Annotated in this window: 14 protein-coding genes; 5 read left to right on the top strand and 9 right to left on the bottom strand. The window is 48.3% G+C overall.

Annotation, left to right across the window (positions count from 1 at the left end; all coding sequences use genetic code 11):
* Positions 1-87: 87 nt before the first annotated feature.
* Positions 88-1,233: an AAA family ATPase gene (locus Q7R76_05235; GenBank protein ID MDO8642952.1), complete on the bottom strand. Its 1,146-nt coding sequence runs from the start codon at positions 1,231-1,233 to the stop codon at positions 88-90.
* Between the two features lie 150 nt (positions 1,234-1,383).
* Here Q7R76_05235 and Q7R76_05230 point away from each other — a divergent pair, with 150 nt between their 5' ends.
* Positions 1,384-1,626 carry a hypothetical protein gene (locus Q7R76_05230; GenBank protein ID MDO8642951.1) on the top strand — a complete coding sequence of 81 codons (243 nt, stop codon included), beginning with the start codon at positions 1,384-1,386 and terminating at the stop codon, positions 1,624-1,626.
* Between the two features lie 64 nt (positions 1,627-1,690).
* Here Q7R76_05230 and Q7R76_05225 read toward each other — a convergent pair whose 3' ends face one another.
* Both Q7R76_05225 and Q7R76_05220 read right to left on the bottom strand, forming a co-directional pair.
* Positions 1,691-2,749, bottom strand: a complete 1,059-nt coding sequence (locus Q7R76_05225; GenBank protein MDO8642950.1) for a Xaa-Pro peptidase family protein — start codon at positions 2,747-2,749, stop codon at positions 1,691-1,693.
* A 53-nt stretch (positions 2,750-2,802) separates the two neighbouring features.
* The gene (locus Q7R76_05220) at positions 2,803-3,876 is read right to left on the bottom strand and encodes a tyrosine--tRNA ligase (GenBank protein ID MDO8642949.1); all 1,074 of its coding nucleotides are present in this window, start codon (positions 3,874-3,876) and stop codon (positions 2,803-2,805) included.
* 139 nt (positions 3,877-4,015) lie between these two features.
* Here Q7R76_05220 and Q7R76_05215 point away from each other — a divergent pair, with 139 nt between their 5' ends.
* Both Q7R76_05215 and Q7R76_05210 read left to right on the top strand, forming a co-directional pair.
* On the top strand, positions 4,016-4,279 hold the full coding sequence (locus Q7R76_05215; protein ID MDO8642948.1) for a PRC-barrel domain-containing protein: 264 nt from the start codon (positions 4,016-4,018) through the stop codon (positions 4,277-4,279).
* A 23-nt stretch (positions 4,280-4,302) separates the two neighbouring features.
* Complete coding sequence (locus Q7R76_05210; GenBank protein MDO8642947.1) at positions 4,303-5,280, top strand: replication factor C small subunit; 978 nt, start codon at positions 4,303-4,305, stop codon at positions 5,278-5,280.
* Positions 5,281-5,304: 24 nt separating this feature from the next.
* On the opposite strand, the gene Q7R76_05205 is transcribed toward Q7R76_05210, so the two are convergent.
* Positions 5,305-5,754, bottom strand: coding sequence for an Lrp/AsnC family transcriptional regulator (locus Q7R76_05205; GenBank protein MDO8642946.1), 450 nt, complete (start codon positions 5,752-5,754; stop codon positions 5,305-5,307).
* A 104-nt stretch (positions 5,755-5,858) separates the two neighbouring features.
* On the opposite strand from Q7R76_05205, the gene Q7R76_05200 reads away from it, so the two are divergent.
* Positions 5,859-6,719, top strand: coding sequence for a hypothetical protein (locus Q7R76_05200; protein ID MDO8642945.1), 861 nt, complete (start codon positions 5,859-5,861; stop codon positions 6,717-6,719).
* Entirely contained in the window at positions 6,716-7,405 is a 690-nt protein-coding gene (locus Q7R76_05195; protein MDO8642944.1) for an amino acid racemase, read from the top strand. Before Q7R76_05200 ends, Q7R76_05195 begins: the two co-directional genes overlap by 4 nt.
* Positions 7,406-7,450: 45 nt before the next feature.
* On the opposite strand, the gene Q7R76_05190 is transcribed toward Q7R76_05195, so the two are convergent.
* The 5 genes from Q7R76_05190 to Q7R76_05170 all read right to left on the bottom strand — a co-directional run bounded on the left by Q7R76_05190 (position 7,451) and on the right by Q7R76_05170 (position 14,431).
* Positions 7,451-8,497, bottom strand: coding sequence for a hypothetical protein (locus Q7R76_05190; protein ID MDO8642943.1), 1,047 nt, complete (start codon positions 8,495-8,497; stop codon positions 7,451-7,453).
* 70 nt (positions 8,498-8,567) lie between these two features.
* Entirely contained in the window at positions 8,568-9,560 is a 993-nt protein-coding gene (locus Q7R76_05185; GenBank protein MDO8642942.1) for a hypothetical protein, read from the bottom strand.
* A gap of 32 nt (positions 9,561-9,592) precedes the next feature.
* Positions 9,593-10,606, bottom strand: coding sequence for a hypothetical protein (locus tag Q7R76_05180; GenBank protein MDO8642941.1), 1,014 nt, complete (start codon positions 10,604-10,606; stop codon positions 9,593-9,595).
* The gene (locus tag Q7R76_05175) at positions 10,603-13,170 is read right to left on the bottom strand and encodes a hypothetical protein (protein ID MDO8642940.1); all 2,568 of its coding nucleotides are present in this window, start codon (positions 13,168-13,170) and stop codon (positions 10,603-10,605) included. Before Q7R76_05175 ends, Q7R76_05180 begins: the two co-directional genes overlap by 4 nt.
* A gap of 73 nt (positions 13,171-13,243) precedes the next feature.
* The gene (locus Q7R76_05170; protein ID MDO8642939.1) at positions 13,244-14,431 is read right to left on the bottom strand and encodes a hypothetical protein; all 1,188 of its coding nucleotides are present in this window, start codon (positions 14,429-14,431) and stop codon (positions 13,244-13,246) included.
* Positions 14,432-14,447: the final 16 nt, after the last annotated feature.

Here is a 14,447-nt window from a genome sequence, read left to right as displayed (position 1 = left end):
CAGTGGCAGAGGGAAGTAACTGCTGAGCTGTGCATTTTTATTTCTTTTTTAGTTCTAAAGAATACGGAAAAAAAGAGATATGAAAATTTACCCAAACATTGCGCGGTGATCCGTCGGATCCTCGTTCTTCGCTTTTTTGATTTTCTCAATGGCGCTCTTGAAATCCTGCTGGCTGACGATGAACCGATCGGTACGGATGGCAAAATAGCCTGCTTCGGTGCACACGGATTTTATGTCGGCGCCGGAAAAACCAGTCATCAGCACGCCGAGTTCATCGATATTTATTTTTGCGAGCTTCATCGGCGCTGTGTGAATCTTGAAAATTTCCTTGATGCCCTCAACCGAAGGAGGTGGTACCTCAATTATCCGGTCAAGCCTGCCGGGCCGCATAATGGCCGGGTCGAGAATATCCTTGCGGTTGGTGCAGCCGATTATTTTGACATTGCCCAACGGCTTGAACCCGTCCACTTCAGCAAGCAGCTGCATGAATGTGCGCTGTACTTCGCGCTCGCCGGACGTGCCGATGTCAATGCGCGTCGCGGCAATGGCGTCGATTTCATCGATGAAAATGATTGAGGGGGCTTTTTCCCGTGCCAAGGCAAAAATTTCCTTGACGAGCTTTGAGCCCTCGCCAATAAATTTCTGCACCAGCTCAGAGCCCACAATTTCAATGAACGTGGAATTGGTCGATGCCGCAACCGCCTTTGCGAGCAGCGTTTTTCCCGTGCCCGGCTCACCGTGCAGCAGAATCCCCTTTGGTGGCGAGATGCCGACTTTTTTGAACAGCTCCGGCTTTAGCAGGGGAAGTTCAATAACTTCACGAATTTCATTGGCCTGCACTGAAAGGCCGCCAATTTGTTCCCACGAAATAGTTGGCTTTTCGATGATGACAAATTTTTCAACGTTAAACTTTTTCTGTTTTGACAGTTTTTTGACGACGGTAAGGTTGCGCTGCTCGACCAGAACCGTGTCGCCCGGCCGCGCGTCACTGCACGCCGAAGAAACATCAACAAAAAATTCATTGCCGTTATTGAGCCGGAGAATCACGTTCTCGCCGATAAGTTCTTTCACTTCAGCAATCAAAAGAGGGGTTTTGTTGAACTTGCCCAGCTCGTCTTTCAGGCTGTTAACGGTCTCGCGGAGCACCCGATTTTCTTCTTCAACGGCAGAAACATCGATAGTATAATGTGCCATGACTTTGTTCAGAATATCTTCGTCGTTGGTTGAAGGCATGACGACAGAATCGCCGAAGAGCTATATAAACCTTCTGTTTTTTCCATGCCAAACAAAAACTTTATTAAGGAGAGATGCGTATATTCTCGACAGGAAGGGGGTTCAGTTGAATTCCTGACGATACTAAACAACGAAAAAAGAGGTACAACCATGGCAACGATTGTAGCGAATACCGCGGTTAAGCGAAAATCAGGGTATTTATATTTTCTTGACAAGAAAGGAAACGTCGCCTGCGCAAAAATGGCACGCGGACGAAAAAAAGGTAAGGTAACCCAGACGGTTGTCGCCAAAGTGGGCGTCAAGCGAAAACAAGGCCACCTGTATTTTATTGATAAGAAAGGAAACGTCGCCTGCGTCAAGATGAACCGCGGCGGACGAAGAAAGAGAAGATAAAATTTCTCTTTTTTTATTTCTTTTTCTTTACATTTTTAATTTATTAGTTTAGGTTTAGTCAGTTTTAATCGATAGTGATGAGTTCTTTTGAAATGCGCGTCAGTGAGCGTGGCTCGTTTCCAACAAGTATCGTATCCTCGATGCGAATGCCATACTCATTCGGCAGGTAGATACCTGGTTCAATCGTGATGACCATATTCTTCTTGAGCACTGTTTTAGATGGCGCGCCAACGCCGGGTGCTTCATGAATTTCCAAGCCAACACCGTGGCCGAGGCTGTGGATGAAGTATTTTGCAAACGGCCCCAGAAGGGAAACTGCTTTTTCGTGCAAGGCGCCGCACTGCGTGCCGGGCACGGATTGCGCAATGAGTAATTCCTGCGCAATGCGCAGGCGATCGTACACATCACGCTCGTGTTGGGTGGGAGAGCCGATAAAAATAGTTCGCGTGGTGTCAGTGCAGTATCCGCGATAGCGTACGCCAAAATCAAGAACGCAAAAACCACGCGCAAGTTTGGCTGCTTTTGCGTGATAATGCGGGCATGCCGCATGCGCACCGGAAGCAACAATCGGAGGAAATGATAGTTCGCATCCCTTTTTTTTTGTTTCGGCAATCAGAAATTCCTCGACGTCTTTTTCTGTGGTAAACGAGCGGAATTTTTGGATGCATGAACGAAGAATTGCATCGCTGATGTTGCATGCTTTTTCCATGATGCGCACTTCGCTGGGGCTTTTCACACTGCGCAAGGTGTCAACAAGGTCGGATGCAGGAACAAGTTTTTTCCCGGTGAGGCGCTTGAGCGCGAGATAGGTTTGGGCAGTGCAATGGGCAGCATCAACGCCGATGGCTGCGCCGCGTAGCTCTTTTTTCAGCAAGGAGGTAAGGTCTTTTCGTGATGAATAGCGAGTGATGCGCACGCGCGCGTTCAGCCGTGGGGCTTCTTCAAGCGGCGAGAGAAAAAGCAACGGAGAGCGTGCTGCAGGAATGACGACGAGCCCATTTGCCTGCGCGCCGAGAAAATAGAAAATGTTGGGGTTCGGCACGTCGTCATGCAGATTGCTCATGATGAGGCCGCTGATTTTTTTGGCGCGCAATAAGTTCTGCACGGCACTGATGCGGGACACACGACACCTCTTGGTTTTGATAGTTTGATGCTTATTTTACTTTTTTACTTTTTTTAACGGGTGATATCAAAGGAGCGTATCTGCTCGAGGAGTTTTTGCGGCTTGCCGCTGGCAAAATGCTTCTGCACCGGCGCGAGCAGATTCACCAGGGCTTCTGCAACCGCGGTCTTGAGGTCCATGGGGTGGAGTTTTCCGGCAGCGTAGAGCTGTTCAAGTTCTGCATAGGTTGGCAGTGTGATGTCGCCGCCGAATTTCGCCGGACGGGTAAGGGAAAGAGTGTTTTGTTTGGGAAAGATGATGTATTTTGCGTATTCCATGAGCGGATTTTCAAACGTGACGCCGACCGGGCAGTAGGCTTTCATTATTTTTTCGCGCACCATATCGGGAGTGTCAGTCATGAAGATGGCGGTGTGTGGCTTTGATTTTGACATCTTGAGCTCGGTGGCGCGTTCAATGGAGTCAAGGTCTGATTTCGGCGGCTGGCCAAGGCCCATGAGCATATGGTGGCTAACAACGACGGGCTTTTTGAATCCGAGTTTTGGCCCAAGCTCACGCGCAAGCACGTTGACTTTCCGCTGGTCCATGCCGAGCTGGCAGATGTCCACGTCGAGGTACATCACGTCAGCGCACTGCATGCAAGGGTAGAGGATTTGTGATGCCTGCAAAACGTCTTTTTCACTCCGGCCCATGATTTGGCTACATCGCAGGATACGCTGTACCGTTGAGTGCCGGGCAACTTCCATGACAATTTTCCAGTATTCAGGGTCATTGACCTTCTCTGAAACCCAGACAAACTTCACCTTGCCTGTGTCCATGCCGCATGCTTTCCACACTTCAATCATGTACTCGCCGCACACATGGATTTTGTCGAGGTCGCCGCCGAGCTTATTGTTGGCCCACGCAAACCAGTCGGCAACCCACATGGTGAACGTACATCCTGCAGAAAGCATCTTGTTGACGTTGATTGCCCGAAGCAGGCCTTGGGCAATGTGCATGGTGCCGCTGGGCTCAAAGCCATCGTATGCCACCGGGTGCTTATTCTGTACCAGCAGCTCGCGCAGCTCTTCTTCAGTCAGAATTTCCTCGCCAACCTCTTTGATGAGGCCAAAACGTTCCTCGATGCTCATGTGCTTTTTAATGCGAGACTATTATTTAAATGTATTCTAAGTTATTCTGAGTATTTTAAAAGAAAAATTTAAATAGTACTACCCGTTTTAGAGATTTATAAAAAAGAGGGAGACCAGCAACACGATCGAGGGGATAGCAATGGCGGACGATGACAAAAGCCTTTCAAAACAGATTATCGGAAAAACAGTTGTTTCTAAGACCGGCAAGCGATTTGGTGAAGTAGGAGACGTTATTTTTGAAACCAAAACCGGTGAGCTTATCCATATTGTGCTGACGGGCCCAACGCCCTACTCGCAGAAGCTCGAGCTGGAAAAAGACAAAGACGGCAACGTCCTGATTCCTTACAGCGCAGTCATTGCGGTGGGAGACTTCATGGTCATTGCTGAAGAAGACGTCGTATAATTTCTCAGTGAGTCAGGTCGCCAATGGATGAGACCTATGCTATTTGGACTGAGAAATATCGCCCGGGTACGTTTGATGAAATTCATGGCCAGCAGGAGATTGTTTCTAAAATACGGCTGCTGGTCGAGCAGAAAAACCTTCCGCACCTGCTCTTTGCTGGGCCGCCCGGCGTCGGAAAAACGACACTATCGCTTGTCATAGCAAGAAAGATGTTTGGTGAGGAATGGCGAAATAATTTTCTCGAGCTGAACGCAAGCGACGAGCGCGGCATAGACGTCGTGCGGCACAAGGTCAAGGATTTTGCGCGCACAAAAGCGATTGGTGATGTGCCATTCAAGATTATTTATCTCGACGAATGCGACGCCCTGACACGGGAGGCACAGCAGGCACTGCGTAGAACCATGGAAAATTATACGCAGACAACGCGGTTTATTCTCAGCTGTAATTACTCGTCAAAAATTATTGAGCCCGTGCAAAGCCGATGTGCAGTATTCAGGTTCAAGCCGCTCAAGCCAGAGGATATCAAAGAGATTATCATCGGCATTGCAGCGCGCGAGAAACTCACGGTCACCCCTGAAGCAAGCACAGCTATTGTAACAGTTGCTGAAGGGGATGTCCGGCGGGTTGCGAATATTCTCCAAAGCTGCGCCGCCATGGGCGAAAAAATTGATGAGGACATGGTGTATTCTATTGCCTCGTACGCAAAGCCGGCGCAGCTAAAAGAAGTGCTCGAACACGCACTTGCCGGAAAATTTGTTGAAGCTCGGAAACAACTGCTTAAGGTGATGCTTGATTATGGATTAAGCGGGCTGGATATTGTGAAGCAGATACAAAAAGAAATTCTTGCCTTACCAGTCGATGACCGGAAAAAAATGCAACTCATTGCCGAATGCGGCGAAGCGGAGTTCCGCATCAGCGAAGGAAGCGATGATGTGATTCAGCTCGAAGCCCTGTTGGCGAAGGTTGCGCTGGCGGGAGATATGATGGATAAGAAGATATAAAGAAATATAGATCGCGCTTGTTCTTCACACGAGTACAAATTCAGTTTTCAATTGTTTAAGTGAGGTTAATGATACGATTTTGTTAATTCCCTTTCTCGAGATGACATTTTTTACTAGATTATAGTATGCGTCTTGATCTTTAACTCGCACTTTGAGAATCATCTCCCAATTACCGGTGCAGATATCAACACTCTCTATTTGTGGATGTTTTGCTAATTCTTTTCCAATATGTTCTGGGTTTCCGTACTCGTCTGGTGAGAGACTAATCAGTACAAAAACACAGAATCCTTCGTCGATTTTTTTGTAGTCAAATACTGCCTTATAGGTTTTAATAGCTCCTTCGGTTTCTAACTTCTTGATGTTGTAATGGAGCGTTGTTGATGGCTCTTTGAGTTTTTTAGCCATGCGAGCTATCTGAGGAGTACAATTGCCTTCTTTGAACAAGGTAACCAGTTTTTCAGTTATGTTCTTCATAAAACTTGAATAATATTCAACAATATATAAATTTATTGCTTAATATTCGTATTTTATTCAATCAAGTACATTAGGGTACCGCCACTTCTTGTCGTTGAGATACCATGAAAAACCAATCACGCATCAGAAGCAAAGAAGATATAGCTCGATTTATCACCCAAGAGCCCCTGGTTGAGACCCAGCCATCGTTGGCTGGAATGTCTGACATACCAGAGGCACATACACTCTATTTTGGTGTTGGCCTCTGTAATGGGGTTCCCCTGCTTAGTGCAGGTTTGCCTATTGATATTTTGAGCATGGTTCTTAGCGGAGAACAACTTGATGTACCGAAGCATATTCTCGTCGCAGATACTCACGCAATCAGTAATGGTTTTGACGCTCACTCGGTCGATGAATTAGCAGGGCGCTACCAAGAAACACTGCAAAGAGCCATAGAAAATATGGGCTTTTCTGGGTGGCACATAGCACGAGCTTCAGAGATAGATCAAGCTCCAACTTACAGAGATATTCTTAGAACAATAGAAGCACCTCATGACTACATGAGAAGAGAACTAACTGATATGCGTTGGTTCAATCAGGAACAGCAGGTAAATCTCAAAGTTGGTTGGGCACTCAACGGAAGCAAGAACTCGGACGAACGGTCATTTGACAAAGAATTCCAACGACGGTTTGATGACCTAATAGGATTTATCTATGTAACGCCCGGCAGAACGTTTGATCCGAAAAGACTTCGCGCTGCCCCCTACTTTTGCACCAACCTTGGAGAAAGAGTCATGCTTCAGCCAGATGAAAATGCCGCGAATAAAATAGCTTCAGCTCACGAACAATTTGGTGAACAAGCAACACAGCCATACGAGAAATTTCTCAACCAAGTAATCAGGCTCTACGACAAGACCGTAGAGAAAACAGAACGAGGTCCTCTCGCAAGCAGGCTGCAACAGGTACTCGACCGGTGTACAAAATGAAACAAAGAATCTTAGGAGTTATTGGAGGACTCGGGCCTGAAACAGGATGTACGTTTTGCCTTAATGTAAATAGGAAGTTCAAACTCTTTACAAAAAGACAGCCACACATTGTACTCGATAATCTACCAATTTCTCAGAAAGCAGAAGAACGCCTGATTAAGGGAGGCCCATCTCAAGAACACTTAGATTTGTTGCTGGAGTCAGTACACCGCCCGAATAGGTTAGATGTAGATTTTATTGTTATTCCCTGCAATACAGTTCATATCTTTATTGATGAACTGAGAGAAAAATCAAGGGCGCCGATTTTGAGCATTGTAGAAGAAACAACAAAAAAGTGCAGAGAAATGAAACGTACAAAAGTAGGGATTCTTGGCTCTACTAAAACAATTCAATCTGGACTTCATGCCACTGAACTCAAAAAAGGAGGTATTGAGTCAATAACTCCAAACGAAATTGATCAGCGGTTTGTAAGTGAATGTATTCTAAGAATAATCAATAATAAAATTAGAGAGGATGATAAGGAAAAAATGAGAACGATTATAGAAAAACTTGAGAACAGGGGAGCCGAAGGAATACTTTTAGGATGTACGGAGTTGCCCCGATTGATATCAAATCAAGACGCACACATACCAATAATAAATACGATACAGATATTAGAAGATGCTTCTATAGTTCAGTTAATTTAAAAAAGAATAAGAAAAGAATAAACAAGCGTTGGAGCCGTTCTCATCTCAATTAGAAACTGACACATCACGTATCAGCATCGGCTTCTCGATGGATTGCATATAGCGGTAAAGGAGCTCAACTTCAAACAGTTCTTCAAACGTGCTCTCGACGTGGGACAGGTCAATGGTGCAGGTGACGGTTCTCGGCTGGCCGCGGTACATCCGCACAAAGCCGCCGTGGCGCTCGCCCTTGGGGCCAACAATTGCGCCTTCTGCAGGGTCTTCAAGGCCTGAGCAGTCAGCAAATGCCCCGTTCACATCAGACGTCACATTGACAAAGACAACGTATTTCTGTGGGTTGGTAATGCTGTCGTCACAATCCGAGCCAACGGCAAAGAATGAATCAGTCGGGGCTCCAACATGGGAAATCGTAAAGGTCAGCTGAACTTTGTCCTCACCAATCGGTGCTTCACTCATCGCAGTAATGTGAACGGGCGCACCGGAGTTCTGCGGATTCTTTGGCTCGTTGACCAGACACAATGGTGGTTTTTCCTCAATCGCCAGAAGGTTTTGCTTGACACATATTTTTGTGGTTGTTTTGGTGCGGTAATCATAGCACACATTCGCGCGGACGTTTACATTGGTGTTGCCATAAAGATTGGGAAGATATTTCAGCATGGAAATTTGTTTTGATGGGTCAAAGGGAAATTGTACAACCGTCTGCATGCCGGGAATGACGGTGCCGTCAAAGTTTTTACGGGCGCCTGAAAGTTTTCCTTCTTTCAAGAGTGGGCTGCGAAGGTACGCTTGGGTCGGAAGGCCAAAATCAACGGGGTTAATGCCGACAATTTCTGCATAGCCGCCGCCAAACGGCACGTCGGCTTCGCCGCCATTTTCAAGCTGGATCGCAACGCCAAATGGGTATTTGCCATCGTCAGTAATTGACTCGGGCGGTGCTTCACGCACAAAGGAAACAAGCAGCCCATTGGTGCCGCCGAGAAACGGCGTAGACGTGGAAATACCCTGCTTCTGCTCTGCACAGCCGGCAAGGGTGAGCGAAAAAGCAAGAAGAGCAAAAAGAACAACAAGAACAGGCATGCGCGGGTGTTTCATCTTTGAGACCTCTTTCTTTGATACACAACAAGAAACAAGAAGAAAAGGGATTTATAAATTTATCGCAAAGTTATCGTCTGAAAAGATACCGGCTTGGGAGCAAACGGTCATTGCTGCCGGGCAGGCTGAGAATATCAGTTGTTGTTGCAACGGAATTTCGGTAGCCGTAGGAAAGCTCAATGCTCAACGCGGTCATGTACGCATCAGCGCGCGGGTCAAGGCCGGAAAAGCTGCAGTAGGCAAATCCCTTGCCGTTGACAAGGCGAATCACTGCAGGCTTACAGTCGAGCGCCTGATTTTGAGAGAGGAATGCGCGGATTTCAACCTTGTCGATTTCATCGCGGGACAACAACGCTTGGCACCGATCAAGGGGAACGTAGCCGTTTCTGCTTTCAATCACGGTACCACCGCCCACGTTTTGCACCGTAATCTTGAACTGGACGCGGCCGCGCGCAGCATCAACGTCAACTGATTTTACCGCAACCGGAGCGCCTTGGGAATTCATACCCACATTCTGCACCAGGCATACTTTGTCTGCCGGCTCAATGTTCAGCGGGTCAGGGTCAATGCACACCATGGGTGACGCAAAGGTCTTGTAGCTGTAGCAGGCGGTTGCTTTTATGATTTGGCGAAACGCGTCGGTTTCCGGTGGCATGCTTACTGCGGGATCTTTGAATTCGGCAAGTTCTGAAATCATGCCTTCGGGATTGAGCGCGCTTTTTCCTTCAGCACCGAAACCAATTACTTCTTCGCGGTCGAACCGCAGGTATTCTCGGTCAAACCCAGTCAGGTACAGCCTGCCGTCAACAACCGGGTACGCACCTTTGTTGGCGTACTCGACGAGCACGTTCAGCGGGTCGCCTGCATAGAGCCGCTGTGGAGGATTGCCCTGAAGAAACCGCAGTTCCATGCCCTGCGTACCGGTATGAAAATTGAAGTCTTCAACACCACGGCCTCGTTGGTTTAATGATGAACAACTGGAAATAAAAAGTGAAACAAATAGTAGCGTGAAGAGAGAAAAAATAGGGAGTATACGCATCCTCTTTTTTGACATAGGTGCCATTTTTGGTTTCCAGTTATTTAAATGTTGTGACGTCATTGCACAATTCTGTCAATTTGAATATTTTTTGAAACGGAAAACGTGTAGCCGTACTCAAGCGCCATGAACAGGGTTGTCTTGAAGGCGCCTTCCTCTTTGCGCAGGAGATTGGGTTTAAGCGTGCAGCGCAGGGTAGCTTTTCCATCGCGTAGGCGGAGCGGCGCAGGCGAGCAGTCAAAATCACCATGCGCCAGCGAAAACCGTGAAAACCGAAGGTCTGAGAGTGCAAGGACGTTCCAGTCGTCGTGGGTGAGCGGCAATGAGGAACACGCCTGCGCAACTGAACGCGGATTAAGCGCCTGGCCTTTCGCCACATTTTCAAGGGTAATCAAAAATTGAGGTAGTATGCTCACGCCGGGGCCCGGAAGCATTTTTGTTTCAACGCCCGTAATCGCAATCGGCGCTCCTTGGCCTTGGCGTATGCTGGTAACGCCGTGCTGGCAGATTTTTTCAATCGGTTTGGTGGTAAATAGTTCGGGGTTAATGCATACCTCGGCAGCCGACAGTGTTTCGTACTGGTAACACGCGGTCATGATGATTGTCGATGTGTGCGTCTGGGATTGAGTATCAAGCGGCAATGCTTTAACACTAAGCGCAACGACATCTTCCTCGCCAACCGGATCAAGCGCCGACCTGCCAGGAAGGGAAAAGGCGATGTTTTCGCTGCTCGTGCCGACGTGAAACGCCTCCTGCCCTTCTATGTTCCAGTCCTTCAACTCAAGGTAATCTTTTTCAAGCCCAACAGAGAGGTATCCTTCGATAATGTCGGCAGCGCCCTTGTTGGCGAGTTTGACGGCAACCGGAAAAATTGATTCTGTTGTGGGAGTTGAAGAAAAGGCCTGCGCAGGCGGAAGATTTTCAAGGAAACTCATTTCAAGTCCGGTTTTTCCGACGTGCACCGGAAGCGGAACAACACCGGATTGGCCTCTGCTGAAAAGAGATTGGCATCCTGCCAGCAGGAGCACAAGAGCAAAAATTCCGACAATACTGATACAAAAGGGGCGGCTCATGCAATTTCACCTTCGGAAATTGCTTCTGCTTTTTCGCTCAAGGAGGTTATTTTTTTAACATAGTTGTTGATTTCACGTGCTTTTCCTTGAAGCGCAGCCCATTGCCAGTTAGCGTAGGTTTTGTGGGAAGACTGGATGAGTGAGGGGGTAATCTGTGCAGACACTTCAGGCCATGAAGGATTGCCGCTGCCGGTCTGCTTGACTGCTGCAGTGACCACGGCACCGCCGGCATTGTATGATACCAGCGCAAATTCGATGCGTGCAGCATATTTGTTGTAGGTACGAATGTCAGTTGCAAGGCGCTCGGCAATTGAAAAAATTGAATGCTGCGCATTAAACCGGTCGTCGTAGAGTGGGTCGTTCTGGTCAGGGCTACATGAATAACCGCCGATAGCGCACCATGCATCATTGCCACAGCGCTGACGCTCGTTGGCGCAGTAATTCGGCGAACTTTCGCTTGCTTCTTTCACACAACATTTTCTGATGGTGGAAAAGAATTTTGATTGATAGGTAAACTGTCCCAGCCCTGCTGCACCGGTGGTGGATATTTTGTTGGGATTAGTGTCGCCTGTTTCTGCAGCGATGAGCGCCATAATCAGCCCTTTTGGCACACCGCTCTGTTGGTTTGCTGCAGCAATATCGTTGTGGTAGGTCTGCCAGATTTTTCGCAGCGCGTCCTCCTCTGATTTCGGCACTTCGTATGGTTCGGGTTCAAAGCCGGAAGTAATTCCCGGACCAACCACACCATGGTCCGGAGCTGCGGGCAGAAAATCTTTTACCGGCTTGAGCGTTATTGAAATGGATTTTTCAAGAACATAATCGTATGCAACTGACGTTTTGAAGTACTGGGTAGCAAGCGGTGTGTTGCCGAGCACTGCTTCGACATTGTCAAAACTGATTTTACAAGTCAAGGAAACGTACTTGCGCCGTTCGCCTGCAAACAGCCGGTTGACCACATCCAAACCCCTCTTTGCAACCGTGCCGCTGGGATCTCGACGTGAGCTGGGGCTGACGGCATAGATCACGGTTGCGTCCGTGCCCGCACCCATATCTCCGCAGAGCGGAAGGTCGGGAGCACAGGGAACTTCCTCGACGTTAAAGTCGCATGAATCTGCCACGATATGAGTGCCGGCAGGCAAGCGGAAGAGCACACTACGCACGGATTGAATGCGACCTTCCCATTTGTTTTCTATCGTTATTCCAAGACGGAAAAGATTCGTGATCGTGACCGGAATCAGTGCGCCGTTTTCGGTGCGTGTTGTCTCCATGCCAATACCGACCGGACCATTGGTGTATATCGCGATCGGTGTTGGATCAGTAATGCCATACTGGGTGAGTGGATTGATATTTTCACGCACGAGCGAACGCATCCGGTCTTGATCCATGAAATAAGATTTTAGATATGCATCGGTGTTGAAATTGAAGGTTGTGTTGAAGCCGATTTTCCGCGAGCCGCGCTGCAGCAGTCCTGGTGGGAATTCACAGGAAAGGTCGAGCTGCTCAAAATTCGCAACATCCGCAACTAGTTGTAAGGATGATGGGTTTTCCGGATTTGCATCGCCGATGATGCGGTTTTGCAGCCCTGCAACAGGTGATAGAGGAATAGCAACACATTCGGTAACCACATGAATCATCTTGTCGGGCTGCAGGGTTTTGGCCTTGAGAATGCCCCAGACGGTAACCGGCTCGTCTTCAAAGAATTGTGGCGCAGCAGCGCGCATACTTTCGAGATACACGCCGACTTTTTCTTCCTTGCTTTTTTCCACGTTGCCAATGAAATAATCATCGCCGACAGCGTATTGAATCGGCCGCTTGAACAGTTCAGTGATTTTGCCGCCGAAGATGGCGGCAGCAGTTTTGAACATGCTCGGAAGCTCTTTCACGCGCTCTGCTGCGGTTTGCTTGTACTGCGCTGAAATGTCACCCCATTGGAATTTCTGCTCGAGATTGTTGTCTTGGAGATGCTGAATGAGTGAGATGAGAATTATGGCGATCCAGAACAGTAGAATGAGCGTGCCAAAAAAGTTTTTCAATGAATGGGAACCCCAGCGCGGGTCAACATGCTCTTGGAATATTGCGTAATAAATCCATACCGGCACAAAAAAAAGATTGGTGAGGTAGGAAAAAATGCTGACGTGCACATCAAGGCCTGCCCATGAAAGCCCGGTTGAAATCCACATAAAAATGAGGGGCAAAAAGAGTGCAATCAAAAAAACAGTAAACAGTTCTTCAAACCGCTCGCGCAGCGAAATCCCAAGAAGAAACGGACAGAGAATAAACGCGATGAGCAGATGGCCTGCAACTCGCTCAACGGAAAAAATGTTGCTCGTTTGCGTCTCAATCACCAGATGAACAGCAAGCGCAATGAGCAAAAATAACAGGAACCGTATCGGGCTGATGTCCACCGGCGCAATGTATTCACGCGAACGCGCTGCAAGCCCGACCATGCCGGCGCCGGCGTGATTAACTCCAGTCTTTATTTTTTCCCACTGCTGGCGCTCGCGAGTCGGATTATATGTTGTTGCCCAATCCTTGACCGCCTGTGCCTTGTCGCGAAAACCCATGGAAAACCTCGAACGAGGTCAGAAGAAGACCTCCTCTTTTTTGCGTGAACTACGGGAAAGTATCGTTGACAAACTATCGTGCAACAACACGGAGATTAGCCACATCCAGCGTTGTGCGCGGCCGGATTTCAACGACATTGTTGCCCGGAGCAACAAAGGGAGTAATTGGAAGGACTGCCTTGTTTGCCGTTGTTGCAATGCTCTGCGCATGGCCGTTTACAAACAGGTCGGCGTACTTCCGGTCAACATCATTGGAAAATTCTAGTGTGAGCTCAACCACACCGCCGTGGACAATAGCATCATACACTTCTGGCTTGATGTCAAAATAATAGGAGGGATAACTGATTTCTTTGAGCTGTGCTTTCACCTGAATGAGGTCAATGACATACACACCTTTTGCTGTCTTAAACAGCAGCGCGTTCTCGCCGCTGATGAGGTATTCCGGCGCCAGCTCAATCGACCGCAACACACCACAGTCTGGCACTGCGGAGAAGACATTGTGGTTGTTCAGGAAAACATCCAGTACGCCAATCTTGTCTTGGGTGCACTCGGGAATGAACTTGAGGAACACGCGGTTGATGTTGTCTTTTTCAGTGGTGGTCACGTGGAACACGGTCTTGGCTTCCTGCGTGGTAACATCGGTCACTTCTGCAGTGAGCTTGAGGTTTTCAAGCTCGTGCTCATTGGTGGTCCAGAACTTGAAGCCGACCTCTGACGCTTCAAACGTAAGCAGGTTTGATTCCTTGAGAAGCTCGTGGGGAATGCGCACGGGCTCCATTGTTGGACGGGGTTCGCTGTTGAAGATTTCATAGCCATTCAGCTTGATGATGAGCCGGCCGCGCGTCGTGCGCAGGGCAAAGCTCAACAGCACGTTGTCGGTGCTCGCCACATTTTCAAGGGCAAAAGTGACATTAGCAGACTGGCTGTCAAGCCAGCCATGCTTGGTATACACACTGGAAATGGTCTTGATAACCACGGCCTGTGTGGTACTAAAGAGATTCACCGCGGGAAGATTATGCTCGACAGAGCCGGACTGGAGCACTTCAATTTTTCCCGGCGATTCGATGAGAAGCTCCTTAAAGCCCGCACCAGAACCGATTTGCCCGGTGCCTTGCTCTTGGAGAATTTCCTGGCGCGCCTGCGGCGGCAGGAAGAGAATGTAAATGATGATGAGCGCAGCAATGAGCAGTATCAGCACGGCTGCGCCGGTGCCCGTTGACTGAGCTTTTTTTGTAGTTGCCTCTTTTTTCCCAAAGACCATTATCGCACCTTGTAAT

It is taken from the genome of Candidatus Woesearchaeota archaeon, from assembly GCA_030651375.1.
Taxonomy (GTDB): Archaea; Nanobdellota; Nanobdellia; order Woesearchaeales; family UBA12501; genus JAUSFM01.
This window is presented reverse-complemented; position numbering and strand designations above follow the sequence as displayed.

Bases quoted from the DNA above. Each gene is read 5' to 3' on its own strand.
- Q7R76_05235 (MDO8642952.1), bottom strand. From the start codon at position 1,233: ATGCCTTCAACCAACGACGAAGATATTCTGAACAAAGTCATGGCACAT.
- Q7R76_05230 (MDO8642951.1), top strand. From the start codon at position 1,384: ATGGCAACGATTGTAGCGAATACCGCGGTTAAGCGAAAATCAGGGTAT.
- Q7R76_05220 (MDO8642949.1), bottom strand. From the start codon at position 3,876: ATGAGCATCGAGGAACGTTTTGGCCTCATCAAAGAGGTTGGCGAGGAA.
- Q7R76_05215 (MDO8642948.1), top strand. From the start codon at position 4,016: ATGGCGGACGATGACAAAAGCCTTTCAAAACAGATTATCGGAAAAACA.
- Q7R76_05210 (MDO8642947.1), top strand. From the start codon at position 4,303: ATGGATGAGACCTATGCTATTTGGACTGAGAAATATCGCCCGGGTACG.
- Q7R76_05205 (MDO8642946.1), bottom strand. From the start codon at position 5,754: ATGAAGAACATAACTGAAAAACTGGTTACCTTGTTCAAAGAAGGCAAT.
- Q7R76_05200 (MDO8642945.1), top strand. From the start codon at position 5,859: ATGAAAAACCAATCACGCATCAGAAGCAAAGAAGATATAGCTCGATTT.
- Q7R76_05195 (MDO8642944.1), top strand. From the start codon at position 6,716: ATGAAACAAAGAATCTTAGGAGTTATTGGAGGACTCGGGCCTGAAACA.
- Q7R76_05190 (MDO8642943.1), bottom strand. From the start codon at position 8,497: ATGAAACACCCGCGCATGCCTGTTCTTGTTGTTCTTTTTGCTCTTCTT.
- Q7R76_05185 (MDO8642942.1), bottom strand. From the start codon at position 9,560: ATGGCACCTATGTCAAAAAAGAGGATGCGTATACTCCCTATTTTTTCT.
- Q7R76_05180 (MDO8642941.1), bottom strand. From the start codon at position 10,606: ATGAGCCGCCCCTTTTGTATCAGTATTGTCGGAATTTTTGCTCTTGTG.
- Q7R76_05175 (MDO8642940.1), bottom strand. From the start codon at position 13,170: ATGGGTTTTCGCGACAAGGCACAGGCGGTCAAGGATTGGGCAACAACA.
- Q7R76_05170 (MDO8642939.1), bottom strand. From the start codon at position 14,431: ATGGTCTTTGGGAAAAAAGAGGCAACTACAAAAAAAGCTCAGTCAACG.